A 24,865-nucleotide genomic window follows, 5' to 3' on the forward strand; every position below is an offset into this window, starting at 1 on the left:
CCGGGCCGGGAGTCGTCCATGCCTACAACAACAGTTAGACTGACCGCAGTGTCAGAAACAACGCCGATCACGCGCCGAGCCAGTTACGGCCCGTCCAGCCCAGAAGTGGGCAGCCGGGGCGCCAACACGCGTACCAAAATCGTTGACGTCTCGCTGGACCTGTTCGGGCGCGTCGGGTTCTTCAACACCTCGGTCGATGCGATCGCCAAGGAAGCCGACATCTCCAGGGCGACGCTCTACCAATACTTTCCCGGCAAGGACGAGATCTTCCTGGAACTGCTCGATGTCTGTGGACGGGCACTGTTCCGCGTGGCGCGGCGCATCGGACCGCTGGGTCCCACCAAAGTTGGATTCGACAATCTCAATTGGTGGCTGGGCGAGTGGAGTTGGGTCTTCGACCGCTATTCCACGATGTTCGTGCAGTGGACCAGCGTCGCGATGGCCGACACCTCTGTGCGACCGCAGATCGATTCGTTCATGTCCGGTTACACACGGATGGTCACCGCCCGGCTCGAGCAGTCGGAGCTACACGGCATCGAACCGCGGGTGGCCGCGATGGCGATGATCGCCATCGTGCACCGCATGAACCTGTTCCTCGCCACCGACCGAACCTACGGTCGCGACACCCAGGCCGTCGTCGACTCGTTGTCGGTCTACCTCCAATTGCTCCTGTTCCCCGACACGCCGTCGTCCGTGCTGAACAGCATTCCGTTGGAGACGCCGCCCGAGAACCCGGTGATCAACGTACCTCCGCTACCGTCGATCGCTGGTCTGTCGATGGACGACAGGACCGCGAATCTCAGCAAGCGCGCGGTCAACACAGTCCGAACGCTGGTGGACGCGGGCGCCAAACAGTTCCAGCTCAAGGGCTACCACCGGACCAGCGTCGACGACATCGTCGAAGAGGCGGGACTGGCCCGCGGCACCTTTTACAAATACTTCAGTGAGAAGCAGGATCTGCTGGTCACCGTCAGCATCGAGGGCATCCGGCACGCCCTCGAACACGCCGAGCGTTTGAGCAAGATCGATCTCACGGATCCCGACACCACCGAACTGCGCGCCTGGATCAGCAGCTTCACGGGCTTCATGACGCGATTCTCGGGCTCCATCGGCGCATGGACCGAAAAGACCACGGACAACGACATCGTGACCCAATTGGGCATCTGCGGACAGGCGGCCATGGATTCGGCGATGGTGGCCGATCTGGTCACCCGCAAACGTGACTACCATTTCGACCCGGTCATCGCCGCAATCATCTTCCGGTCGTTGGTGACCCGGGTTCCGCAAGCCGCACAGGAACTCTCACCACCATTGTCGGAAGACGAGATCGCCGACCTCGTGATCGACTGCGTCGGGCGAGGCTTCTTCAGCCATCTGACCTGATTTCACTGATCGATCTGACCTGTGCTTCAACGAGTTAGTTTCCATACCTAAAGCGCTGCTGTGTATCTGGACTCAGACCACCTTCGGAGGTGGATTTTTTCTGACAACTGTGTCATCTTTGATGGAGTTCTGTTCGCCCGGCGGTACCCCGATAGGTGCCGCGGCAGGAGAGGAAACTCCACATGGATATCACCCGCGCATCAGCGCTCGTCACCGGTGGCGCCGGAGGTCTCGGCGAGGCCACCGTTCGTACGCTGGCCGCCGCCGGCACCTCGGTGGTCATCGCCGACCTCAACGACGAGAAGGGCAAAGCCCTCGAAGTCGAACTCGGCGACCACGTCCGCTATGTCAGTACCGATGTGCTCGACGAGAGCAGCGTAAACGCGGCTCTCGCCGTAGCCAATGAGCTTGCCCCCCTTCGGATCGTCGTCAATGCCCACGGCGGCTCCGCGGGCGCGTCCCGCGTTGTCGGCCGTGACGGGGAGCCGGCGTCCTTCGAGCAATTCCAGTGGTACATCAACCTTTTCCTCAACGGGACCTTCAATGTGCTGCGTCTCGGCGCGGCGGCGATGGCGAAGAACGAGCCCGACGAAGCCGGCAATCGAGGTGTCATCGTCAACACCGCCAGCATCGCCGCATTCGAGGGCCAGATCGGCCAAACGGCGTACTCCGCCGCCAAGGGCGGTGTTGTGGGACTGACCTTGCCTGCCGCACGCGACCTGACGAAACAGGGCATCCGTGTGATGGCGATCGCGCCGGGTACCTTCTTCACCCCCGCATTCAAGATGGAGCGAGAAGAGGCCGAAAAGCACTGGGGATCAGGCGTCCCCTACCCGAACCGGATGGGTAGCCCCGCAGAGTACGCGGCGTTGGTCGAGCACATCGCCGAGAACGACTACCTCAACGGCGAGGTCATCCGTATCGACGGAGCCTTGCGTTTCGGACCGAAGTAGTCCGGGCAGAAGAGCATTCACGTCGAGCGGGTCGAAACATCAACCGATCTTTCGACCCGCTCGCCGTTGATTCAGGACTCGCCGTCCGCGTCGGGCACGATCTACCCGATCAACGGGTCAGACGACATGCACTTCGCGGAGCCGAGCGATCTCTGCGTCATCCCTGCCGAGCTCTCGCAGAATGGCGATGGTGTGTTCGCCCAGCGCCGGCACCGGATCCATTCTGGCCTGGACTCCACGCAGCACCGCCGGCGGTAGGAGCGCCCGGACCTGTCCGCCCGGCGTCTGGACGTCGCGCCAGCGCTCGCGTTCGGACAGGACCGGGTGATCCCAGAGTTGCTCCATCGTGTTCATCCTGGCATTTGCGATACCCGCGGCTTCGAGCTTCTTCTCCAGTTCGTCCGCGCTGAGTGGCTCGATCGCCGCAGTAACGATCGCCTCCAACTCTTCGCGGTTGAGCACGCGCACAGGGTTCTTTGCGAATCGCGGATCGTCGACCAGCCCGGGCAGGTCCAGGACCTGAGTGCAGAACCGTTCCCATTCGGGTTGATTCTGTATCGCCAGCAGCACGGTGCCGCCATCGCCGACGCTGAAAGGGCCGTACGGGGCGATCGTCGCGTGCCGTGCACCCGTCCGACGCGAAGGGGTTCCTCCGTACTGCGAGTAGTACATCGGTGAACCCATCCACTCGGCGAGTGCCTCGAACAGCGAGACCGTCACTGCCGGAGCATCGCCCGTTGTCGCCCGAGAATAGAGAGCGGCAAGGATGCCGGAATAGGCGAAGCTACCCGCCGCGATGTCGGCAACCGAGATTCCCGCCTTTGCGACCTCCTGCTCGGTTCCACTGACACTGAGCAATCCGGCCTCGGCCTGAACCAACAGATCGTAGGCCTTCCGCGACTGCCAAGGCCCTTCTCCGTACCCGGTGATGTCACAGACGATCAGTCGTGGGTGCGAGTCCTTGAGGTCGTCGGCCCCCAGCCCCATCCGGCGGGTCGCACCCGGTCCGAGGTTCTGCAGGAACACGTCCGCGTCGGTCAGAAGTTCTCGCAGCAACTGTTGCCCCACAGCGCTCTTGAGGTCCAACGTGAGCGATTCCTTGGAGCGGTTGAGCCAGACGAAGTAGCTCGATTCCCCATGGACCGTGTCATCGTATCCCCGCGCGAAGTCCCCGACCCCGGGCCGCTCGATCTTGATGACGCGCGCCCCGAGATCGGCCAGTTGGCGAGTGGCGTACGGAGCGGCCACCGCTTGCTCCAGACTGATCACCGTGATGCCGGCGAGCGGCAACGAGTTCATCATCGGGCCAGCGGATCGCGCGGCAGGCCGAGGAGCCGCTCGGCGATGGTGTTGCGCATGATCTCGGATGTGCCGCCGGCGATGGTCAGACAGCGCGCGAACAGATATGCGTACGTCAGCTCAGGAGTCTCACCGGTCACCGCTGCGGTGCCGGCCAGATCGATACCCAGCTCGGTGACACGTTGCGAATGCTCGGCTTTGATGAGCTTCGTCACGTTGGCTTCCGGGCCGGGACCGGCACCGATGACCGCGCGTGCGGCCTGCCTCAGGTTGAGTAGACGAAGGGTGTGTGCTTCGGCGATCACCTCACCGACGCGTCGCACACCGTCGGCACTCTCTGACTCGTCGAGCAGCTTTACCAGACCGGCGGCCCCGAACGCGATGGAACCGCTACCGCCGCCAATGGATACCCGTTCGTTGCCCAGGGTGGCACGGGCGACCTTCCAGCCCTCGCCCACTGCGCCGACGACGTCGGAGTCCGGCACGAAGACATCGTCGAAGAAGACCTCGTTGAACAACGCGTCGCCGGTGATTTCACGTAACGGACGGATCTCGACACCTTCGGCCGAAAGGTCGATCGCCATCATCGACACCCCGGCATGCTTGGCTGCGTCGGGGTCGGTCCGGACGGTCGCCAGACCCCATTGACAGTCGAGAGCGACACTGGTCCAGACCTTTTGGCCGGTCACGCGCCAACCGCCCTCCACCCTCTTGCCCACGGTTCGAACGGCAGCGGCATCCGAACCTGCACCGGGCTCGCTGAACAGCTGACACCACTGATCCCGGCCGCGCAGCACCGGTTCGACCCACCGATTGCGCTGATCGTCCGAACCCACCTGCGAGATGGTGAGATTGACCCAGCCGGTGATGCCAAGGTCTGGCAGATCGATGCCCTCGAACTCCTCCTCGATCACCAATTGCTCGATCGCCCCGGCCTCGCGCCCCCAGGGCTTGCGCCAGTGCGGGACAAGGTATCCGCTGTCGACGAGGTGATCGCGTCGCTGCGCCTCGGGCAGTGCTCTGACAGCCTCGGCCTCGGCACGGGCAGCCGTCCGGAACACCTCGGCCTCCTCGGGCAGCTCGAATATTGCGCCCTGGGCCTGACCCGACCGGTAGGCGGCGACGATGTCGACCAACGGATCGATGCCGTCGGACAGGATTGCGGCGACCGTGGTCGCACGTCGCAGGTAGAGGTGCGCATCGTGCTCCCAGGTGAACCCGATGCCACCATGAAGCTGGATGTTCATCCGGGCGTTCTTCAGCTGGGTCGGGCCCGCATAGGAGGCCGCGACAGCTGATGCGAACCAGGCGCTGTCGATGTCATTGGCGCGGGCCGCATCCCAGGTGGCCGCGACGGTCGCCTCCGCGGCGATGAGCATGTCGGCGCAGTGATGCTTGACAGCCTGGAACGAGCCGATGGTCCGTCCGAACTGTTCGCGAACCTTTGCGTAGTCCGTGGCCATCTCGAGACACGCCAGCGCCCCGCCAGTGGCCTCGGCGGATGCGAGGACACGCAGCAGGCTGCGACCCGAGCGTGCCGCACCCTCGAGAATTCGGTTGGCCGGGACAGCAACTCCCGTACATGAGACCGTCCCCAGCCCGCGAGTGGTGTCCAGTGAGGTGGCTGGGCTGATGCCTACCCCTGCCACGGTCGTGTCGAGCACCACGAGGTCATCGCCGATCGCGAGGACGAGCAGATCTGCCTCCGGAGCCGACAAGACCGCGCGCACCTGGCCGCTGACCAGGCCCTCGGTGTCGCGGGACAGCCCCGCGGCGAGGCCGACCGCACCAACTGTCGATCCGTCCGCGAGCCCGGGGAGCACTTCCGCCTTGAGGTCGGCATCCCCGGAGTGCGCGATGACTGCCGATGCGGCGACCGTCGCAAGGAACGGGCCGGGAGCCAGCTCATGCCCCATCGCCTCGAGGACGACGGTCAGCTCCGCGATACCGTAGCCCGACCCACCGTGTTCTTCCGGGAGATGCAAGCCGAGCCAACCGAGATCCGCTGTGCTCGACCAGAACTTGTCGGGAACGGGTGATCCGTCGAGGGAAGCGCGGGCGGCGTCGCGGACACCATGCCGCCGGAGATGGCCGGCAGCGGCATCGGCGAGTTCAATGTGTTCGGGGGATATGGCAAGTGCCATCTCGGCCACCTTTCGATTGCGAGCTGATTGGCCTTTCGGCACACGCAACTGACCCTAGATGTCAGATCAACGATATTCAAGGCTCGGTGCAGCGCGCATGCCGAACAAGCATCGCCACAACACCCAATGATTCCGCCCCCTTCTGAACTGCGCAAACAACCGCCCGAACCGGTGGACCGACATCTTTCCGACAATTCGTGGACAAGGTGTCAGATCATCCACTATGGTTTTGCCAAGGAGTGACCCACGTCATTCTTCCGGAGCACCCCTGCCGAGTCAGCACAGAACGGGGCATCGGGCCGACGATGGGGATCACATCACACGAGAGATTTGGAAGTCTTGCATGAGCATCTCGCTGATCCTGGACATGGCGGCATCTGGTCACCCGGACCGGACTGCCATCACGGTCGACGGCACCTCACTGACGTATGCGGAGTTCGGCGAACTGGTCGCCGGCGCAGCAAGTGTCATCGCGCGGGCGGACGCCAAGAACGTCGTCTTCCTCGGTAATTCCGGACTCGAGCTCCCCGTGCTGGTATTCGCCGCCGCCCATGCCGGTGTGCCGTTCGTACCGGTCAACTACCGCCTCGCCCGCGGGCAGCTCGAACAGCTGATTGCGCGTACAGAATCCCCGTTGGTCATCGCGGACCCCCGCTACGTCGCCGAACTGGCGTCGATCCGCGACGTCATGACGACCGACGCTTTTGCCTCCGCCGCCCGCGCGGCTGCATCAGATCCGCTGCCCGCCGCGAACGTCGACCCGGACGATCCGGCGATCATCTTGTTCACCAGTGGAACCACATCCGCACCCAAGGGTGTGATCCTGCGGCACAGCCATCTGCTCAGTTACGTCATGAGCACTGTGGAGTACGGGGCGGCCGCGGAGACCGACGGTGCGCTCATCAGTGTTCCGCCGTATCACGTCGCCGGGATGGGCACGATCCTGACGAACATCTATGCCGGTCGCCGCCTGATCTATCTGCCCAACTTCGATGCACGCGCCTGGGTGGAGCTCGTCCGTCGAGAAGGTGCGACGTCTGCCATGGTCGTGCCGACGATGCTGGATCGTATCGTCGATGTGCTGGCAGGTGAACGCGCCGATGTGCCCACGCTGCGATCGCTCTCCTACGGCGGAGCACGCATGCCTCGGCCCACTCTCGAAGCGGCGCTGCGGGCATTCCCCGAGGCAGGATTCGTCAACGCCTACGGTCTGACCGAGACAAGTTCCACGATCGCGCTGCTGGGCCCCGAAGATCACCGCGCGGCACTCGACAGTGACGATCCGGTTGTCCAGGCGCGTCTGGGCTCGATCGGCCGACCGGTTCCCGGCATCGAGATCCAACTGCGCAGCCCCGAGGGGCTCCCGGTCGCGTCAGGCGAGCAGGGCGAACTCTGGGTACGCGGGCCACAGGTGTCCGGGGAGTACATGGGTGCCGGCTCGGTGCTGGACGCCGAGGGCTGGTTCCCCACCAAGGATCTCGCGTACACCGACACCGAGGGTTTCCTCTACATCGTCGGGCGCAACGACGACACCATCATCCGCGGTGGCGAGAACATCGCCCCCGCCGAGATCGAGGACGTTCTCGTACACCACCCGATGGTCCGCTCGGTTGTGGTGGTCGGCATACCAGACGATCACTGGGGTGAGGCGATCGCTGCTGCGGTCGTCGTCGAGCCTGGCATGTCTGTTGATCCCGAGGAGTTGCGCACCTACGTACGTGAACGCCTACGCGGTTCGCGCACCCCGGATCGGGTCATCTTCCTCGACGACCTCCCGGCGACCGCAACCGGAAAGATTCTCCGCAAGAACGTGGTGTCGAGCATCGTCGAACCCACAGCGGAATCCCGCGCGTGAACGGCGCACAGAGCTCGACGTCGAACAGCACCAGAATCAAAGGAGAGATCGTGTTGAAAACCGGAAGTCGTCTGCAGAGCCAGGTATGCGGCACACAGGTGATCATCGTCAAGGCACCCGCAGGCGAATCGGAACTCGACTGCGGCGGCCAGCCGATGATCGACGTGACGAAGACACCGGCGACCGGGCTCACCCCGGCCGCGGGACTCGACAGCGGGACACAGCTCGGCAAACGCTACGTCGACCCCGAGGACACCGTCGAGGTCCTGGTGACCAAGCCCGGCACCGGAACCCTGTCGCTCGGCGGCACGCCACTGGACATCAAGAGCGCCAAACCCCTTCCCTCCAGTGACTGACCCGCACGTCGGGCCCCTCGCCGGTGTACGGGTACTCGAGCTCGCCGGCATGGGTCCCGGTCCTCACGCCGCGATGGTGTTGGCCGATCTGGGCGCCGATGTGGTCCGCGTACAGAGACGCGGCGGGTTGGCCACAGCCGGAACAGGATCGAGTGCCGGCCTGCGCGGACGAACCATCGTGGAAGCCGACCTCAGGAACCCCGATGACCTCCGCGATGTGATGCGACTCGTCGCGCGGGCAGACATCCTCATCGAGGGCTTTCGCCCGGGCGTCACCGAGCGCCTCGGTCTCGGCCCCGACGACGTCGCCGAGGTCAATCCACGGCTCATCTACGGCCGAATGACTGGATGGGGGCAGAATGGTCCACGGGCCATGGAGGCAGGCCACGACCTGAACTACATTTCACTGACGGGACTGCTGCACGCCGTTGGACGTCCGGGTGAGCGCCCGGTGCCACCCCTGAACCTCTTCGGCGACTTCGGCGGCGGTTCGATGTTCCTGGTGATCGGTCTCATCTCCGCTCTGGTCGAACGCCAGACCTCCGGACGCGGGCAGATCATCGATGCGGCAATCGTGAACGGCGCAGCGGCACTGGGGCACCTGTTGTGGGCCATGCGCGGGTCAGGACGGTGGTCAGATGACCGTGGCGAGAATGTCTTCGACGGCTCTGCTCCGTTCTATGACACCTACGAGTGCTCAGACGGCAAGTATGTCGCGGTCGGAGCCTTGGAGCCACAGTTCTTTGCGACGATGGTAAAAACCCTCGGCCTCGATCCCGCCGAGGTCGGCGCCCAACGCGAACCCGAGAACTACCCGCACATGCGTAAGCTCTTCGCCGAATGCTTTGCCTCTCGGTCACGGGACGAATGGGCAAGCGTCTTCGCCGGGGTCGACGCTTGCGTGACTCCGGTTTTGACCTTCGCCGAGGCCGAAGCCGATCCACAGATGGTCGCGCGCGGTGTCTTCACGACGATCGACGGGATCACCCAACCCGGGCCGGCGCCGTCGTTCTCGCGCACGTCCCCTGCGGTTCCCGCACCACCGCCAAGGCACGCAGTCGATGTCGCGGACGTCTGGCCGTGATCGCTGATTCGTGCACCACAACAATTTGGAGGAATCTTGACTGATACACCGGAGTCTCCCGCGCTGATCGAACGTCGCGGGCACGTCATGCTCATCACCATGAATCGTCCAGAGGCGCGTAACGCCGTCAATGCCGAGATGTGCATTGTCGTCGGCGATGCCCTGGCCGAAGCAGACAAGGACCCTGACGTTCGTGCCGTGGTCCTCACCGGCGCCGGCGACAAGGCGTTCTGCGCGGGAGCCGACCTCAAGGCCATCACCCGCGGCGAGGCGGTGATCCCACCCGGGCGCGAGCAGTGGGGCCTGGCGGGCTACGTCGGACATGCGATCAGCAAGCCGACCATCGCAGCAGTCAACGGACCCGCGCTCGGCGGTGGCACTGAACTCGTGTTGGCCAGCGATCTCGCGGTCTCCGCCGACACCGCGATCTTCGGGCTGCCGGAGGTGACACGGGGTCTGATCGCCGGTGCGGGCGGCGCATTTCGCCTCGCCGCGAAGCTACCTCAGGTCGTTGCGATGGAACTGCTGCTCACCGGCGAACCGATCACCGCTGCGCAGGCGCTCGAGCTGCACCTGATAAATCGGGTGGTCCCTGCGGGCGACGTGCTCGCCACTGCGCTGGCGCTGGCTGAGAAGATCGCGGCCAATGCACCACTCGCGGTAGCCGCTTCCAAACGAATCGCTCTCGCACAGAGCGAGTCCGGCGATCGACCGAACGAGACCATCGGCTGGGACATGACCAGCGCCGCCCTCCCGGCGATCGCCTACTCCGAAGATGCCAAGGAGGGACCCCGCGCCTTCGCCGAGAAGCGGCCACCCGTGTGGCAGGGCCGCTGAAACTGCGCGTCACCAACGGAGACGGACTGCCCCACAGCGATTGCTTCGGGCAGTCCGTTCTGACGCCGGCCAGTTCAACCGCACGTCGAAATCAGCTCCTTTCTCAACACTCGTGAAGCGCGGCACCGGGTTCGGGATTGTCCGTGCGATTGGGAACGTCGTCGACCACCCGATCCCTCCGGTGGCCTGATCAGATCAGCGGGTTCACCGCGACACCGCCAGCCCCATCCCGGTGATCCATTCCTCGACCGGCTGATAAACAAGCGCATCCAGCGGCGTGCCGCCTCCCGCGGCCCCGGCCGCCAGCCATGTGCGCACCTCGTTGGCGCCGACACCGGCCTGCGCGCGGGCATCATCGGTGAGCGAGACCAGTTCGGCACCGTCCCAGGTGGCCAACGCGTCCAGGAAGGCCTTGTCCCATTGCGGCTTGATCTTCGTACGCGCAGCTGCCGCGCCCTCGCTGATCACGCGGCGCCGCTCCTCGTCGCTGATGTCGTAGGCATCGAGCTCCAGACTCGGCGGCGAGTGAGACAGCCCGCCGGTCCCGATCACCAACACGCGGGCGTCCAGCGTGTCGAGAAAACGCCCGACCGCTTCCCCGAACTCCAGTACGCGCGCGGCCGCCGGCAACGGTCCGGTCGCGCAATTGATCGGCACCGGGATGACCGGGTAGCGTCCGAGGTCGCCGGTGAGGTCTCGTAGTGGTTGCGCGAAAGCGTGGTCGAGGGAGACGTCCCGGCAGACCGCGATATCGAACCGCGAGTCGAGTAGATGCACCGCGAGGTCCATGGCGACATCGGCCGGAACATTCAGTGTCCCTTCGTCATGGCCACCTTCGGGCAGGATGGTCGCGGACGTGGCCACGCCGAAGGTCGGGACCACGTGCCGAAAGGCACGGCGATGGTCGCCACCGAAGAGGATCGTGAAATCCGGGTCGAACGAGGTGATCAGTGCCCGCGCATCAGCCAGGCCGGCCCGGAACTCCGATCCGAACACATGCTCGGTGTCTCGCTCCATCCCCGGGCTGTGGCTCGCGCACACGACCAGTCGATTGCGTTCCGTCATGACCCTCCTCGTCGGTACGTTCGGTCGCCGCTGGAATGGCACCTGAACCATTAGTGACACTGACGTTAGATCAAATGTTCACTCCAGTCGAGCGCCACTTCGACGGGCCGTTGATCACGCCGTACGCTCGCAGCCGGCATAACGGCAGAAAGATGTATGGAAGGGTTCTTCTGCTACTTGACAGATCGAACCCTTGCCCCCAAAGTAGACGTAACTGTCAGATATTGGAGGACATCGCCGTGGCCTTTGTGATTTTGCAAGCGTGTTGCAACGACGCCTCATGCGTTGATGTATGCCCGGTCAACTGCATCCATCCGACGCCCGACGAGCCGGACTTCATGCGGACAGAGATGCTCCACATCGACCCGCAGACCTGCATCGACTGTGGCGCCTGTGTCGAGGCCTGCCCCGTGGAGGCGATCAAGGCCGAAGACGAGTTGGACGATCCCGAGCTCCCGTTCATCGAACTCAATGCCGAGTACTTCGACCTGCATCCGGTGCAGAGCGGTGAACTCGACGTGCCGAAACCGCTGTGGCGGAAGGCGGATTTCTCGCAGCTGAGGGTCGCCATCGTCGGGTCAGGACCTGCGGCATTCTATGCCGCGTCCGAGCTGATCGCACTCAAAGGCGTCCAGGTCGACATGTTTGAGCGCTTGCTGACACCGTATGGGCTCGTCCGCTCCGGAGTCGCTCCCGATCACCCGGGCACGAAGGCGGTGACCGACATCTTCCGGACCCTCGAGCGTCGCAAGAATTTCAGGTTGCACCTGGGGGTCGAGGTCGGTGTCGACCTGACGCATGAAGAATTGCTGGCACACAACCACGCTGTCATCTACGCAGTGGGCGCGTCGTCGGATCGTCGCCTCGGCATCGCCGGCGAGGACCTCCCGGGTAGCCACACCGCCACGGAATTCGTCGGCTGGTACAACGGCCACCCCGACTACGCAGATCGGACCTACGACCTCAGCGGTGAACGAGCCGTCATCGTCGGCAACGGCAACGTCGCTCTCGACGTCGCTCGCATCCTGCTCTCCGACCCGGACGACCTCGACCGCACCGACATCGCCGACCATGCATTGGAAGTACTGCGTGCGAGCAACATTCGCGAGGTGGTCGTGCTCGGCCGACGGGGTGTCGCACAAGCCGGATACACCAATCCCGAAATGATGGCCCTGCGCCATCTCCCCGGGGTCGACCTCGTGATCGATCCCGACGAGGTGCGCATCGATTCTGTGACGCAGGAGATCCTCGACGACCCCGAAACCGAGTCATCGGTCAAGGCCAAGGTCGCTTTGGCCCGCAAGGTTGCCGAGGAGGGCGGGGCCGGCTCATCGAAGCGTCTCGTCCTGAGATACCTCGCCTCCCCCACCGAGATCTCGGGCGAGGGTCACATCGAGTCCGTCAGCGTCATGCACAACAACCTCGACCGCAACGAGTCAGGAGCCGTCGTCGCGGTCGGAACGGATACCACCGAGGTGATCGACACGTCGCTCGTACTCCGGGCGGTCGGCTATCGTGGCGTGCCGGTACCAGGGGTGCCGTTCGACGACGCCCGTGGCGTCATCTCGAACGTCGATGGTCGGGTTGTCACACTGGACGGCGACGAACCAGTCCAGGGTGTCTACGCCACCGGATGGGTCAAGCGGGGGCCCTCAGGGGTCATCGGGACGAACAAGAAGTGCGCCGCCGATACCGTCGACCTGCTGCTGCAGGACTACGTCGCGGGCGCACTCGCCGCTCCCGCAGACGACTCGGAATCATTCGCGGACTTGGTGTCCCAGCGAGCGCCGCACGTCGTCGACTTCGCCGGCTGGTCCCTGATCGACAAGGCCGAGCGAGCCGCTGGAAAGCCCCGGAGGCGACCACGAGTGAAGTTCGTCGACACCGACTCGATGATGGAGGTCGTGCGCGGGGACTGACACGTCCTCAACCACGACACGAGGACCTCACCTATCAGACGACGGACATTTCCGCGGTGGAAGGACCGGCGGTGAAGGACCGGTGGTGCTCGACCACTGCCGCCCCAGGTGGACGATCAGCGTGTTGTCTTCTGCCACAATCCATCGACAGTCAACGGAGCGGAAGCCCTCCGGCGCCACCACCAGATCTCCTCAGGAGGTCTCAGCCCATCGCGACAGCACCTCGGGTGGCAGCGACCGAGCCCAAGCGCACCTTTCTGACATAACTGGGTATCTTCTCTCCACCTACACAAGCCTGACGCGCGCAGGGTCTTCGAGTCCATCAACCATCCCCGAATCACGGAATCACCAGCGCACACAGCACGCCTCTGAGGGCCGGGAGATAACAGTTGGATAACATTCCGAGAAAACGATAGGAGTGACCGCCGTCATAGTCCACGATTCAAGGGTCCGTATCTGACACCACGTCTCCCAGTGGATCCGATCTTCGCACCAACCCGAACGATTGGATACGAGACTCAATCCAACACCCATGTGCGGGCGCAATTCCGACGTCCCGATCTCAGGAGCACAGAATGAACAAGACAAGGACCGGCCGGCGGCTGTTGGCAACAACGTTGCTCTCTGCCGCCCTCACCGCAGGGATGGTCGCCTGTAGCAGTTCCGATGACGGCGGCGACTCGGCAGCCGAACCCTCGGCCAACGAATCCGTTCTGGGCACACCCAACAAGGCAACCGGAACTCCCGTGACAATCGGGTTCGTCAGCGAAGGCAAGTCGCCGACTATCGACACGAGCGACGAGATCCGTGGCGCCCAAGCCGCGGCCGCCTACGCCAACGACTACCTCGGCGGCATCGGCGGACGTCCGATCCAGTTCAAGCCGTGTGAGGCACTCGCGCAGCCTGCCGTGGCAACCGATTGTGCGAACCAGATGGTCCAGGCCGGCGCCGCAGCGGTGGTCGGACCGACCCCGGGCGAACTCGACAACCTCGTCGACGTCCTGTCGCCCGCCGGTGTCCCGCTCGTCGTCCACAGCGGCACCACGCCGAAGGGCCTCAGCACCCCCGGGGTCTTCTCCCTGTCGAACGGCACCGCGTACTTCGCGATCACGGCCACCTCAGCCAAAGACGAGGGGCTCAAGGACACTCTCGCCGTGTCCATCGGCGTGCCGGGCGCGGAGGGACCCACCCGTGCGGTAGGCGGTATGGTTTGGGGTAATGCAGGTGTCGGGTACGATGTCGTCGGCATTCCGCCGGGCACCGCGGACATGACCCCGCAGATCAGTGCCGCAGGAGCCGACGCGGACAACTTCTTCGTCCTCGGCAATGACAGCTTCTGCACCAGCGCCTTCAAAGCAATCAAGACCACCAAGCCCAATACCCCGATCTTCGCCATCGATCGATGCATCAGCATCGGTGGCGGCAGCTCGATCCCGAACGGTTACAAGGACATCAATGTCGCGGCCGCACTCAACCTCAGCCCCGACGCGGCCGATTCTCAGCTGTACTCGGCGATTCTGGCCAAGTACGGCGACGGCGCAAAGTTCGGCCAGCTCTCGTCTGCCGGATACGCCCCGATGCTCGGCATGATCAAGGCACTCAACGCCGCCAAGGTCACCGACCCCACGAAGGAAACGGTCATGGAGGGTATGAAGACCGCGCCTCCGACGGAGTACCCGCTGACCGACGGAATCATGTTCCAGTGCAACGGCAAGCAGATCCCGATCTCACCGAATATCTGCAGCGCAGACGGCATCCTTGCCAAGGCCAACGAGAACGGCGAACTCACCGACTACAAGAAGGTGACCATCGACCCATCGCTCTACGCCAAACCCACCTCCTGATCACTCGCTCGAACTGATTTGGCCGCCAGCCCGTTTCGGGCTGGCGGCCAAATCCATTTGGGACGGAACCAGCCTCGGAGCGAGTGCCACGTTCCGCTCTGGAAGTCGGTCCGCATGTCGTTGTCGGGGTCGGTCGTCGCGCAAGTCCGGTGGCCACTGCCGAATCGATCACTGCGCGCCCGATCGCCGTTTGACTGCTGGTTGCGTGTCCGCTTCGTACGGCACGATGACCGTCTTCCACGGCGCGGCGGCGTGGTCGCCCGTGTCAGATCGCGAGCCGTCGTACGGACCGTGGGATCCAACTGAGGATCGCGCGCACGTTTGACTCCCGAGTTTGGTTCTCTCGAAACCGCTTCGACTTCGTGAGCGTCGCCTTGGACCCTCCCGTCCGACATCGTTGGACGCTGCGGCGGCCCGAGAGGCTCCCGACCGGAGATTCACTCGACCCGCTCGGCTCATCGGCTTCCAGGAGTGAAATCCCGCAGCTGTCGATTGGGTGTGAACAGTCTCGGACAACAGGTCTTCCTCGCCATGAATGAGACATAGAGCCGGCCACCCCCGCGCGCGGGGGTGGCCGGCTCTGTCGGTGAACTGGCTCTGCCGATGAACTGTCAGACGGCTTCGCCCAGGTAAGCCTGCTCGAGCAACGCTGGGTCCTTTGCGAGGTCGTCGGCCGGCCCGCGTAATCGCACACCGCCGTGCACGAGGACGAGCGCCTCGTCGGCGACCTCCAGAGCCAACTGCACGTGCTGTTCCACCAGCACCACAACGGCTTTGGTCTCGTCGGCGATCCGACGCACGATTGGCAAAAGCTCCTCGACGATGACCGGGGCCAATCCCATGCTCATCTCATCGATGAGAAGGGCGCGGGGATTCTGGGTCAACGCTCGCGCCACGGCGAGCATCTGTTGCTCTCCACCCGACAGCGCCCCGGCATTGACTTTGATGCGCTTGGCAAGGGCTGGGAACATCTCCATGGCCGCATCAACATCGAGCCCGCCGGACCTCTTAGCGATCGTCAAGTTCTCACGAACCGTCAGCGATGTGAACAACGCTCGATCATCCGGAACCAGCACCAGTCCATGACGGTTGGCTTCTGCGGGACGACCGCTGCGCAATTGCTTGCCCTCGACGACGACGTCGCCTCCCTTGCGGGGCAGCAACCCGGCCAAGGTGTTCATCAGAGTGGACTTCCCCGCGCCGTTGGGCCCCAGGATCGCCAGGACATTGCCGGCATGGAGCGAGAAGCTCACGTCTCGAACCACTTTGACCGAACCGTAGCCGGCCGACACCTCTCGGCATTCGAGAATCGGGCTTCCGGTGTGCACAGGCTCTTCCGGTTTGCCCTTTCCGGCAAGTAGCACGTCAGCCATGAACCTGAGCCTCTCTTCCTAGATATGCTTCCGCAACTGTTCGATTTGACCGGATCTCCGCCGGGGACCCGGACGCTATGAGCTCACCGAAGTTCAGTACGTGAACCTCGTCGCAGATACTCAGGACCAGATCCATGTCGTGATCGACCATCAGAATCGTCACCCCACTCTCACAGATTCTTCGCAGTCGTTCTCCGAGCCAACGGCTCTCAGTGCTGTCGAGGCCACCTGCCGGCTCGTCCAGCAGCAACAGATTGGGTGAGCCGGCCAGAGCCCGTGCGATCGATACCAGCTGACGCTGTCCTTGTGACAGTTCGCCGGCTGGGCGCTCACTGATCTCAGTGATACCCAGGAGTTCGAATACCTCAGTGAGGTGGCCGATATCGGTGTGTTCGGTCTTGACGTCGGGACGATGCACTGCGGCCGTTCGGCCCACCTTGACGTTCTCTGTCACGCTGAGATCGTCGTACAGCTCGATCGCCTGAAAGGTACGGCCGAGGCCCGCACGAATCCGATTGTGCGGGGCGAGCCCGCCCATGGACGACCCCGACAGTGTGACGTCGCCGGTGTAGTCGGCAAATCCGGTGATGGCATCCATGAGTGTAGTCTTTCCGGCACCGTTCGGACCGATGAGGCCTACCAGCGCACCCTTCGGAACGTCTAGCGATACGTCCGACAGCGCAACCGCACCACCATACTTCACCGACACATCGGTGAGAATCAGCTCGGACTGCCCCGTCCGATCGAGAACCCGCGGCTGGGCCGGAAGCTCCTCGGTGGGTATGGCATCCGTGGCATGCGCATCCGGAGAGGCCTTGGCCTTGTCCCGCAGCGCTGCGGCCCGGCGGTTCGCCAACACACTGTGTGCCGGGCCCACGATGCCCTCGGGGTTGAGGATCACAGTGAAGATCAGCAGGACGCTGGATACCACGACATACCAACCACTCACCGACCACAGTTCGTCGACGAAGATGAATATCAGCCCGTTAGCAGCGGAGACCCCCGCCAGGATGCCGCCGGCAACCGAGGTGATACCGGCCAGGTAGACCGTGGCGAAGAGCGCAACGCCGGCCATCGCCGAGTACGAGTCGAATGTCACGGTCTGCTGTTGGTAGGCCAGCAATGAGCCGCCGATGCCGGCGATGAACGCACCAATCGCGAAAGCCAGAATCTTGACCCGGACGACACTCACACCGGCTGCGGCAGCGGATCTCTCGTTTGCCCGGACGGCCAGCATCTCGGTCCCGAGTCGACTGCGCCGTAGCAGCGCGACCGAGACAGCGACCGCAACCAACACCAGTAGCACCAGCACACCGAACGTCACCCGCGGATACTCCAGGCCCTGACCAATGCTCAGGTCCCATCCGAACAGGCTGGGTTTCGGCGCCTCGACGCCACTGGTGCCGACGATATCGCCGTTGCGGAACCAGATCGCTTCGACCGCAAACGCCATTGCCAGCGTCACCACCGCGACTGTGAGACCTCGAATCCTCAGGGCCGGAAGTCCAATCACAACGCCGAGCGCTGCCGCGCAGATCGCAGCCACAAGCGGAGCGATCGGGAACGGAAGATGGAAGGTGTTGGCGATGGGTCCGAGCAGGAAGCCCGCGACTCCGGCGATCGTCAACTGGGCCAGCGATACCTGACCGGCGTACCCGGTGACCACGACGGAAGACAACGCGATGATGGCCATGATGAAGCTGACGATCAGCCCCGTGCGCATGCGGTCGTCGAGCAGGAACAGAGCCACGATGCCGACGATCGTCATCACCACGGCGGTAGGAGCGACGTGAAGTGGCCGGGGGCACGTCCGAGGGTTTGCAGGATGATCTCGCCACGTGCAGGCAACGGCTTGGCACGGATGAGCAGCACCGCCAGGATCAAGATCAATGGCACCAGTTCGGGAAGACCGGCGGACGGCAAGAAGTCGTATTGGGATGCCAGGTACTGCGCCTCGGACTGCAGCATGCCCACGGCGAGACCGGCGAACACTGCGACCACGACGAGGTCGAAGCGTGCCAAGATCGCGGCGGCCAGCGCCGGCACGATGAACAGGGTGTAGGCAACCGGTACCAGCGGGACGATCGGCGCAATCAGGATTCCCGCCAGACCCGCGACTGCAGAACTGAGCATCCAGTTGTATGCAGCGATGCGGTCGGGCGAGATCCCGCTGACGTACGCGCCGCGTTCGGTCTCCGCGGATGCCCGAGTCGCTAGCCCGAACTTGGTGTAGCGGAAGACCAGTGCAAGCAGCACGGACAGCACCACGATGGTCAGCGCGAAGTAGAAGCGGTCGGCCGACAACTGCAGGTCACCGGCCTGCCAGACGTCCGTCGGGAAGATGGGGCTCACCTCGACCGGGTCCGTACCGAGTTTCTGGGCCACCAGGCCGGCGATCAGCAGCGAGATGCCGAGTGCGGCCACTGCTCGCGCCACCAGAGGTGATGTACGCAATGGCCTGAAGACCAGCAGATAGAGGACCAGGCCAAGCAACGCGGCGATCACGAGGGACAGGCCCATCGCAGGCCACATTCCCATCGGTGTGCCCAGATCGATCGAGTCCACGCCGGGGATCAGCACGAGCAGTTGCCCCTGCCGAAGAAAAGCGTATGTGTACGCGGTGTACAGCGCGATCGCTCCAGTCGCGAAGTTCACGACCCCGGAGCTGCGATACGTCAGGACGATCGCGAGCGCCAGGGCACCGAAAACTGCGCCGTTTCCCAGTCCGAGAAGCAAAAACACCAGATGCTGCATTGTGACGACATTCCTCACCGGAGACCACTTGAAAGGTGACACTGATGTTAGATCATGCTGCGACGTACGTCACCCCCTTGGCCCAGATTGATGTAGTTCACAGTGCGGTGCGCATCGGGTACGGGAACGCGCGCCCACTCCTCGGCCATCATCCGCTGCCGCATCTCACCCGCCCCTTTGACGCGCTCTGGCTGTGAATGTATGTTCATTCAACATGAACACTGACTTCACACCACACCGATCGAAGGAGTTGCGGACATGAACTACGAGGACATCGAGTACACCGTCGAGGGCTCGACCGCGATCATCACGATGAACCGGCCGCAGCGGTACAACGCTTTTCGCGCGAAGACCGTCGAGGAGATGATCAACGCGTTCCGCCGGGCGTGGGCCGACCGCGATGTGCAGGCCGTGATCCTCACGGGCGCCGGCGAGAAGGCGTTCTGCACCGGTGGCGACGTGAAGCAGCGCGCCGAGACCGGCGACTACGGCCCATCCGAGAGCGGCATGTTCGAGATCGGCAACCTACACAAGACCATCCGCGACATCCCGAAGCCGGTGATCGCGGCCGTCAACGGACTGGCCATCGGCGGCGGCCACGTTCTGCACGTCCTCTGCGACCTCACCATCGCCGCCGACACCGCCCGCTTCGGCCAGTCCGGACCCAAGGTCGGCTCCTTCGACGCCGGGTTCGGATCGGCATTCCTGGCCCGGATCGTCGGCGAGAAGCGTGCCCGCGAGATCTGGTACCTGTGCCGCCAATACGACGCGGAAACCGCCGAGCGATGGGGCCTGGTGAACTGGGTCGTCCCCGCCGCCGATCTGCTCGACGAAGCCAAGAAGGTCGCCGCCGAGATCGCGGAGAAGTCTCCGACCACCATCAAGTTCCTCAAGCAGAGCTTCAACGCCGACACCGACCACCAGGCCGGACTGTCGAACATGGCGATGAGTGCGCTCGACCTGTTCACCCACTCCCCCGAGGGTCTCGAGGGCGCCACGGCATTCGCCGAGAAGCGGGCCCCGGAGTTCAACAAGTACGTCGGCGTCTGAACCGCCAGACCCGACGAGCACAGAGGACACACCATGAACAGCAGCATCGCAGTCGTCACCGGCGCCGGTTCCGGCATCGGCAAGGCCATCGCACTGGCCTTCGCCGAGCAGGGCACCACCGTCGTCGCGGCCGACCTGAACCTCGACGCGGCCAAGCAGACCGCCGAGGCCGGCGAGACGATCATCCCGATGAGCGTCGACGTCGCCGACCGCGCCACGGTCGACACGCTCCGCGACGCGGTCACCGCGGAGGTCGGCGTCCCCGACATCCTGGTCAACGCGGCCGGCTGGGACCGCACCGATCAATTCCTCAACGCGACAACAGAGTTCGCCGAGAAGGTGGTGGCGATCAACTATCTCGGCCCCGTACACATGGCCAGCGCGTTCCTACCCGGGATGGTCGAGGCATCGAAACGTGACGATTGGCACGGAGGCCGGGTCATCAACCTCGCCTCCGATGCCGGTCGCGTCGGCAGTTCCGGCGAATCGATCTACGCAGGCGCCAAGGGCGGTGTCATCGCGTTGTCCAAGTCTTTGGCCCGCGAGATGGCACGGCACCAGATCACCGTCAACGCCGTCTGCCCCGGCCCCACCGACACACCGCTGTTCCAGGCGCAGTCCGACAAGCTCAAAGAGGCACTCGTCAAGGCGATCCCGTTCCGGCGGCTCGCCCGCCCCGACGAGGTCGCCGCGCCCGTCCTGTTCTTCGCCTCGCCCGCGGCATCGTTCATCACCGGCCAGGTGATCAGCGTCAGCGGCGGCCTCACCATGGCCGGCTGACCGGTCGGCACACCAGATCATCGGAGACCTGCCATGAGCCCCACCGACACCGCACGCCACGTGTATGACGCGCACCAGTACCGGACCTTCTTCGAGAACGAGTTCACCTATCTGAACGGCTTCCGGCGCAACGTCGCACGGTATGCCGAGGCGGTCGCCATGATCGACCCGGTCACCGACACCGAATGGACCTACGCCCAGCTGGGGCGCGCAGTCGACATGGTCGCTGCCGCGCTCCGAGAGCACGGGGCGGACGACGGCGATGTGGTGGCCTACCAGTTGCTGAACGGACCCGAGTTCGCCCAGCTCTACCTGGCCACCCAGGCCGCGGGGGTGGTGGGCTCTCCGGTGAACTTCCGCCTCGCGGTCGGCGAGACCGCAGTCATCCTCGATATCAGCCGGCCGAAGGTCTATGTCTACGACACCGATCTGACCGCGGTGGTATCCGGAGCGATCGCCCGCGCCGACCACACCCCGGATGTACTCGTCGGCGTCGGCGACGGCGAACTCGTCGATGGTCCGACATCCCTGCGCTTCGCTGATCTGCAGTCCGATACCGCGTTGCCCACTCCGCCACGGACCGTCTTCGACGAGACCACCCGTCTCTATACGTCGGGTACCACCGGGATGCCCAAGGCAGTGCCGATGAACAGCGCGATCGAGATCTTCTCGGCGCACGACGTGATCATGGCGTTCCCGCTCTCCCCGGAGGACCGGACACTGAACATGACGCCGTGGTTCCACCGTGGCGGACTGTATTGTGCGGGACCGAATCCGACCTTCTATCTGGGCTCGTCACTGGTGCCGATGCGGACGTTCGATGCCGACCTGACGCTGGACTGGGTGGAGAGGTACGGCCTGACCTTCCTGATCGGCGCACCCACCAACCTCGCGATGCTCGCCAACTCCCAGGAAGCGAACCGGCGGGACCTGTCCAGCCTGCGTGGCATCGTGACGATGGGCGCGCCGCTGGAGCGGGAGGCGACACTGCGCTATCAGAAGGTGCTGACTCCCCGAATCTTCAACGGCTACGGCAGCACCGAGGGGTTCTGGAACACCTTCCTGCGGCCGAGTGATCTACCCGACCACGCCGGCACCGCCGGGCGGGCCTGCGTCGACGACGATGTCCGGGTGGTCAAGGTACGTCACGACGGGGAGCTCGCGAGCCCCGACGATGTGGTGGCCCGCGACGGCAGCGAGGTCGGCGAGATCATCATCCGATCACCCAAATGCGCCGCCGCCTATCATGATTCCCCGCAACAGGAACAGGCCAAGTATCGGGGAAGCTGGTTGCACATCGGCGACCTCGCCACTTGGGATCGCGACGAGTTCGTCACCATCGTCGGCCGGAAGGACGACATGCTGATCTCCGGTGGCGAGAACGTGCACCCGGTTCAGGTCGAGGAGGCACTCAACAGCCATCCGGAGGTGGCCGATTCGCTCGTCGTCGGCGTTCCCGATGACCGTTGGGGCCAAGTGGTCGTCGCCTATATCCTCCCGGTCGACGGGACGTCGCCATCCGCCGAGGCACTCGACGAGTACTGCCGCACGCACCCGATGCTGTCGCAGTTCAAACGACCCCGCGCGTATCGGTTCGTCGACGCCCTGCCGGTCTCGGCGACCGGCAAGAAACTTCACTACAAGGCAACCGAATCCGCCGCAGCCGAGATGTCGGCCGGCGAGTTCATCGCACCACAACCCCCCCAAGGAGCCACCCGATGAGCACCTCGACCAGCACCCCGAAATTTTCCGCGCTCGACCCCCTCAATCTCGATCTCGGCTACTCCGACGACGAACTCGCAGTGCGGGATTCGGTGCGCGGATTCCTCGCCGAACACGTCACCCCGCACATCGGCGAATGGTTCGAGGACGGCGGCATCCCCATCGCACGCGACCTGTTCAAGCAGTTCGGTCAGCTCGGGGTTCTGGGCATGCACTTGGACGGATATGGTTGCGGTGGTGCGAGTTCCGTGCATTACGGCCTGGCAAGCCTAGAGCTGGAAGCCTGCGACTCGGGAATCCGGTCGATGGTGTCGGTACAGGGGTCGCTCGCCATGTACTCCATCTACAACAACGGCAGCGAAGAACAGAAACAACACTGGCTGCCGTCGATGGCCGAAGGCACCACAGTCGGCTGCTTCGGGCTGACCGAGCCCGACGCCGGCAGCGATCCGGCGTCGATGAAGACTCGCGCACGTCGCGACGGCGAGGACTGGATTCTCGACGGACGCAAGATGTGGATCACCAACTCTCCCATCGCCGACGTCGCCGTCGTGTGGGCCAAGACCGACACCGGCGTCCGCGGGTTCATCGTGCCCACCGACACCCCGGGCGTGAGCACTCCTGAGATCAAACACAAACTGTCCCTGCGTGCCTCGACGACCGGTGAGATCGTGTTGGACAACGTGCGGCTACCGGCGGACGCGCTGATGCCCGGCAACGACGACCTGCACAAGGGCAACGGGATCAAAGCCCCGCTGTCAAGTTTGACCGAGGCGCGCTACGGGATCATCTGGGGCTCGATCGGAGCCGCGCGCTCGGCCTGGGAGGCGGCCGTCGACTACGCCAAGCAGCGGACCCAATTCGGCAAACCCATCGGCGGGTTCCAGCTCACCCAGGCCAAGATCGCAGACATGGCGATCGAGCTGCAGAAAGGTCAATTGCTGGCCCAGCACCTCGGCCGCCTGAAGGACTCCGTCGGACTGCGACCCGACCAGGTGAGCTTCGGCAAACTGAACAACACCCGCGAGGCCATCAAGATCTGCCGAGCCGCCCGAACGATTCTGGGCGGCAACGGGATCTCGCTGGAATACCCGGTGATCCGGCACATGGTGAACCTGGAGTCGGTGCTCACCTACGAGGGCACACCGGAGATGCATCAACTCGTGCTGGGACAGGCGTTCACCGGGGAGAACGCCTTCCGCTGATTGTCCCCAATCCGCTGGTCGAGGAGCGACGAGCGAGCACAGCGAGCCCGACGCGCTTCGAAACCACCTTCACCACAAGCCATCAGGGAGAACTCCGTGACCTCACTCACGCACGACATCGAGCACAGACACTTCCGGGAGACGGTCGCAAAGTTCGTCGCCGACCAGATCACCCCGGCGCACGAGAGCTGGGAGGAGGCCGGGCTCTGGGATCGGAGCCTGTTCACCGAGGCGGGAAAGAATGGGCTGCTGGGCTTTCCGGTGGCCGAAGAGTTCGGCGGGCCCGGCGTCGATGACTTCCGCTACCACGCGATCGTCATCGAGGAGACCGCGCGGACCGGGGCGGCCGCGGAGGCCATCGCCTTCTCGCTGCAGAACGACGTGGTACTGCCCTACCTGGTCGAGATGACCACCGATGAGCAGAAGGCCAGATGGCTGCCGGGAGTGGTCTCCGGCGAGACGGTCCTCGGCATCGCGATGACCGAGCCGGGCGCGGGCAGCGACCTCACCGGTATCCGGACATCGGCGGTGCGCGACGGCGATCACTATGTCATCAACGGATCGAAGACCTTCATCTCCAATGGCCGTAACGGCGATCTCTTCGTCGTCGCCGCCCGCACCGGCCCGGACAGACACAAGGGCCTGACACTGTTCGTCGTCGAGGCCGACACCCCTGGATTCGAGCGCGGCCGCAAGCTCGACAAGATCGGGCTGCACGCCCAGGACACCAGCGAGCTGTCGTTCACCGACATGCGCGTACCAGTGGCAAACCGGTTGGGCGACGAAGGTGCGGGCTTCTACCAACTCGTTCACAACCTGCCGCAGGAACGCCTCTCGCTGGCCGTCGGGGCGGTCGCCGCGGCCGAGGGCACGTTTGCGCGCACACTGGACTATGTGAAGGAACGCACCGCGTTCGGGTCACCGATCGCGTCGTTCCAGAACACCCGGTTCGTCCTGGCCGAACTCGCGACCGAACTCGACATCGCCCGCACCTTTCTCGACGACTGCATCGCCGAACACGCGGCCGGCGAGCTGACGGCAGCACGGGCTGCCAAGCTGAAGTGGTGGGCCACCGAACTGCAGGTGCGCACCGCCGATCGCTGCCTGCAGCTACACGGCGGCTACGGCTACATGCGCGAGTACCCGGTGGCACGAGCCTTTGTGGACGCCCGCATCCAGACGATCTACGGCGGCACCACCGAGATCATGAAGACGATCGTCGCCAAGGATCTGGGCATCTGA

General features: G+C 64.3%; 19 protein-coding genes. 13 read left to right on the forward strand and 6 right to left on the reverse strand.

Annotated features, from left to right (window positions below):
* Positions 1 to 48: 48 nt before the first annotated feature.
* Entirely contained in the window at positions 49 to 1,383 is a 1,335-nt protein-coding gene (locus tag D7316_RS10620) for a TetR/AcrR family transcriptional regulator (protein ID WP_124708218.1), read from the forward strand.
* Positions 1,384 to 1,565: 182 nt separating this feature from the next.
* The gene (locus D7316_RS10625) at positions 1,566 to 2,336 is read left to right on the forward strand and encodes an SDR family NAD(P)-dependent oxidoreductase (RefSeq protein ID WP_119032216.1); all 771 of its coding nucleotides are present in this window, start codon (positions 1,566 to 1,568) and stop codon (positions 2,334 to 2,336) included.
* 117 nt (positions 2,337 to 2,453) lie between these two features.
* On the opposite strand, the gene D7316_RS10630 is transcribed toward D7316_RS10625, so the two are convergent.
* Both D7316_RS10630 and D7316_RS10635 read right to left on the reverse strand, forming a co-directional pair.
* The gene (locus D7316_RS10630) at positions 2,454 to 3,635 is read right to left on the reverse strand and encodes a CaiB/BaiF CoA transferase family protein (RefSeq protein WP_124711251.1); all 1,182 of its coding nucleotides are present in this window, start codon (positions 3,633 to 3,635) and stop codon (positions 2,454 to 2,456) included.
* Positions 3,635 to 5,779 carry an acyl-CoA dehydrogenase gene (locus tag D7316_RS10635; RefSeq protein WP_124708219.1) on the reverse strand — a complete coding sequence of 715 codons (2,145 nt, stop codon included), beginning with the start codon at positions 5,777 to 5,779 and terminating at the stop codon, positions 3,635 to 3,637. Before D7316_RS10635 ends, D7316_RS10630 begins: the two co-directional genes overlap by 1 nt.
* A 343-nt stretch (positions 5,780 to 6,122) precedes the next feature.
* On the opposite strand from D7316_RS10635, the gene D7316_RS10640 reads away from it, so the two are divergent.
* The 4 genes from D7316_RS10640 to D7316_RS10655 are packed head-to-tail and all read left to right on the forward strand — an operon-like array spanning position 6,123 to position 9,911.
* Positions 6,123 to 7,634, forward strand: a complete 1,512-nt coding sequence (locus D7316_RS10640) for a class I adenylate-forming enzyme family protein (protein ID WP_124708220.1) — start codon at positions 6,123 to 6,125, stop codon at positions 7,632 to 7,634.
* A 50-nt stretch (positions 7,635 to 7,684) separates the two neighbouring features.
* Positions 7,685 to 7,990, forward strand: coding sequence for a hypothetical protein (locus D7316_RS10645; protein WP_005199568.1), 306 nt, complete (start codon positions 7,685 to 7,687; stop codon positions 7,988 to 7,990).
* Entirely contained in the window at positions 7,983 to 9,074 is a 1,092-nt protein-coding gene (locus D7316_RS10650) for a CaiB/BaiF CoA transferase family protein (RefSeq protein ID WP_124708221.1), read from the forward strand. Before D7316_RS10645 ends, D7316_RS10650 begins: the two co-directional genes overlap by 8 nt.
* Positions 9,075 to 9,110: 36 nt before the next feature.
* A complete protein-coding gene (locus D7316_RS10655; protein WP_124708222.1) occupies positions 9,111 to 9,911 on the forward strand; it encodes a crotonase/enoyl-CoA hydratase family protein in 801 nt (266 codons plus the stop codon).
* A 204-nt stretch (positions 9,912 to 10,115) separates the two neighbouring features.
* Here D7316_RS10655 and D7316_RS10660 read toward each other — a convergent pair whose 3' ends face one another.
* Positions 10,116 to 10,976, reverse strand: coding sequence for a 3-carboxyethylcatechol 2,3-dioxygenase (locus D7316_RS10660; RefSeq protein WP_197718214.1), 861 nt, complete (start codon positions 10,974 to 10,976; stop codon positions 10,116 to 10,118).
* A gap of 239 nt (positions 10,977 to 11,215) precedes the next feature.
* Here D7316_RS10660 and D7316_RS10665 point away from each other — a divergent pair, with 239 nt between their 5' ends.
* Together D7316_RS10665 and D7316_RS10670 are read left to right on the forward strand one after the other, a co-directional pair.
* The gene (locus D7316_RS10665) at positions 11,216 to 12,895 is read left to right on the forward strand and encodes an FAD-dependent oxidoreductase (protein ID WP_124708223.1); all 1,680 of its coding nucleotides are present in this window, start codon (positions 11,216 to 11,218) and stop codon (positions 12,893 to 12,895) included.
* Between the two features lie 575 nt (positions 12,896 to 13,470).
* Entirely contained in the window at positions 13,471 to 14,739 is a 1,269-nt protein-coding gene (locus D7316_RS10670; protein WP_124708224.1) for an ABC transporter substrate-binding protein, read from the forward strand.
* A gap of 611 nt (positions 14,740 to 15,350) precedes the next feature.
* On the opposite strand, the gene D7316_RS10675 is transcribed toward D7316_RS10670, so the two are convergent.
* From D7316_RS10675 to D7316_RS27440, 3 genes are read right to left on the reverse strand one after another with little or no spacing between them, the layout of a single operon-like run.
* Positions 15,351 to 16,112 carry an ABC transporter ATP-binding protein gene (locus D7316_RS10675; protein WP_124708225.1) on the reverse strand — a complete coding sequence of 254 codons (762 nt, stop codon included), beginning with the start codon at positions 16,110 to 16,112 and terminating at the stop codon, positions 15,351 to 15,353.
* The gene (locus D7316_RS27435; RefSeq protein WP_232016862.1) at positions 16,105 to 17,880 is read right to left on the reverse strand and encodes a branched-chain amino acid ABC transporter ATP-binding protein/permease; all 1,776 of its coding nucleotides are present in this window, start codon (positions 17,878 to 17,880) and stop codon (positions 16,105 to 16,107) included. Before D7316_RS27435 ends, D7316_RS10675 begins: the two co-directional genes overlap by 8 nt.
* Positions 17,880 to 18,854 (reverse strand): branched-chain amino acid ABC transporter permease, encoded by a 975-nt coding sequence (locus D7316_RS27440; protein WP_232016863.1) that lies wholly within the window; start codon positions 18,852 to 18,854, stop codon positions 17,880 to 17,882. The genes D7316_RS27435 and D7316_RS27440 overlap by 1 nt, the downstream gene beginning before the upstream one ends.
* A 270-nt stretch (positions 18,855 to 19,124) precedes the next feature.
* Here D7316_RS27440 and D7316_RS10685 point away from each other — a divergent pair, with 270 nt between their 5' ends.
* The 5 genes from D7316_RS10685 to D7316_RS10705 all read left to right on the forward strand — a co-directional run bounded on the left by D7316_RS10685 (position 19,125) and on the right by D7316_RS10705 (position 24,865).
* Positions 19,125 to 19,916, forward strand: coding sequence for an enoyl-CoA hydratase-related protein (locus D7316_RS10685; RefSeq protein WP_124708226.1), 792 nt, complete (start codon positions 19,125 to 19,127; stop codon positions 19,914 to 19,916).
* Between the two features lie 33 nt (positions 19,917 to 19,949).
* Positions 19,950 to 20,696 carry an SDR family NAD(P)-dependent oxidoreductase gene (locus D7316_RS10690; protein WP_124708227.1) on the forward strand — a complete coding sequence of 249 codons (747 nt, stop codon included), beginning with the start codon at positions 19,950 to 19,952 and terminating at the stop codon, positions 20,694 to 20,696.
* Between the two features lie 33 nt (positions 20,697 to 20,729).
* Positions 20,730 to 22,418 carry a class I adenylate-forming enzyme family protein gene (locus D7316_RS10695; RefSeq protein ID WP_124708228.1) on the forward strand — a complete coding sequence of 563 codons (1,689 nt, stop codon included), beginning with the start codon at positions 20,730 to 20,732 and terminating at the stop codon, positions 22,416 to 22,418.
* Positions 22,415 to 23,623, forward strand: a complete 1,209-nt coding sequence (locus D7316_RS10700) for an acyl-CoA dehydrogenase family protein (protein WP_124708229.1) — start codon at positions 22,415 to 22,417, stop codon at positions 23,621 to 23,623. Before D7316_RS10695 ends, D7316_RS10700 begins: the two co-directional genes overlap by 4 nt.
* A 96-nt stretch (positions 23,624 to 23,719) precedes the next feature.
* Positions 23,720 to 24,865: an acyl-CoA dehydrogenase family protein gene (locus D7316_RS10705; RefSeq protein WP_124708230.1), complete on the forward strand. Its 1,146-nt coding sequence runs from the start codon at positions 23,720 to 23,722 to the stop codon at positions 24,863 to 24,865.

The sequence above is a fragment of the Gordonia insulae genome, from assembly GCF_003855095.1.
In the GTDB taxonomy this organism is placed as follows: domain Bacteria; phylum Actinomycetota; class Actinomycetes; order Mycobacteriales; family Mycobacteriaceae; genus Gordonia; species Gordonia insulae.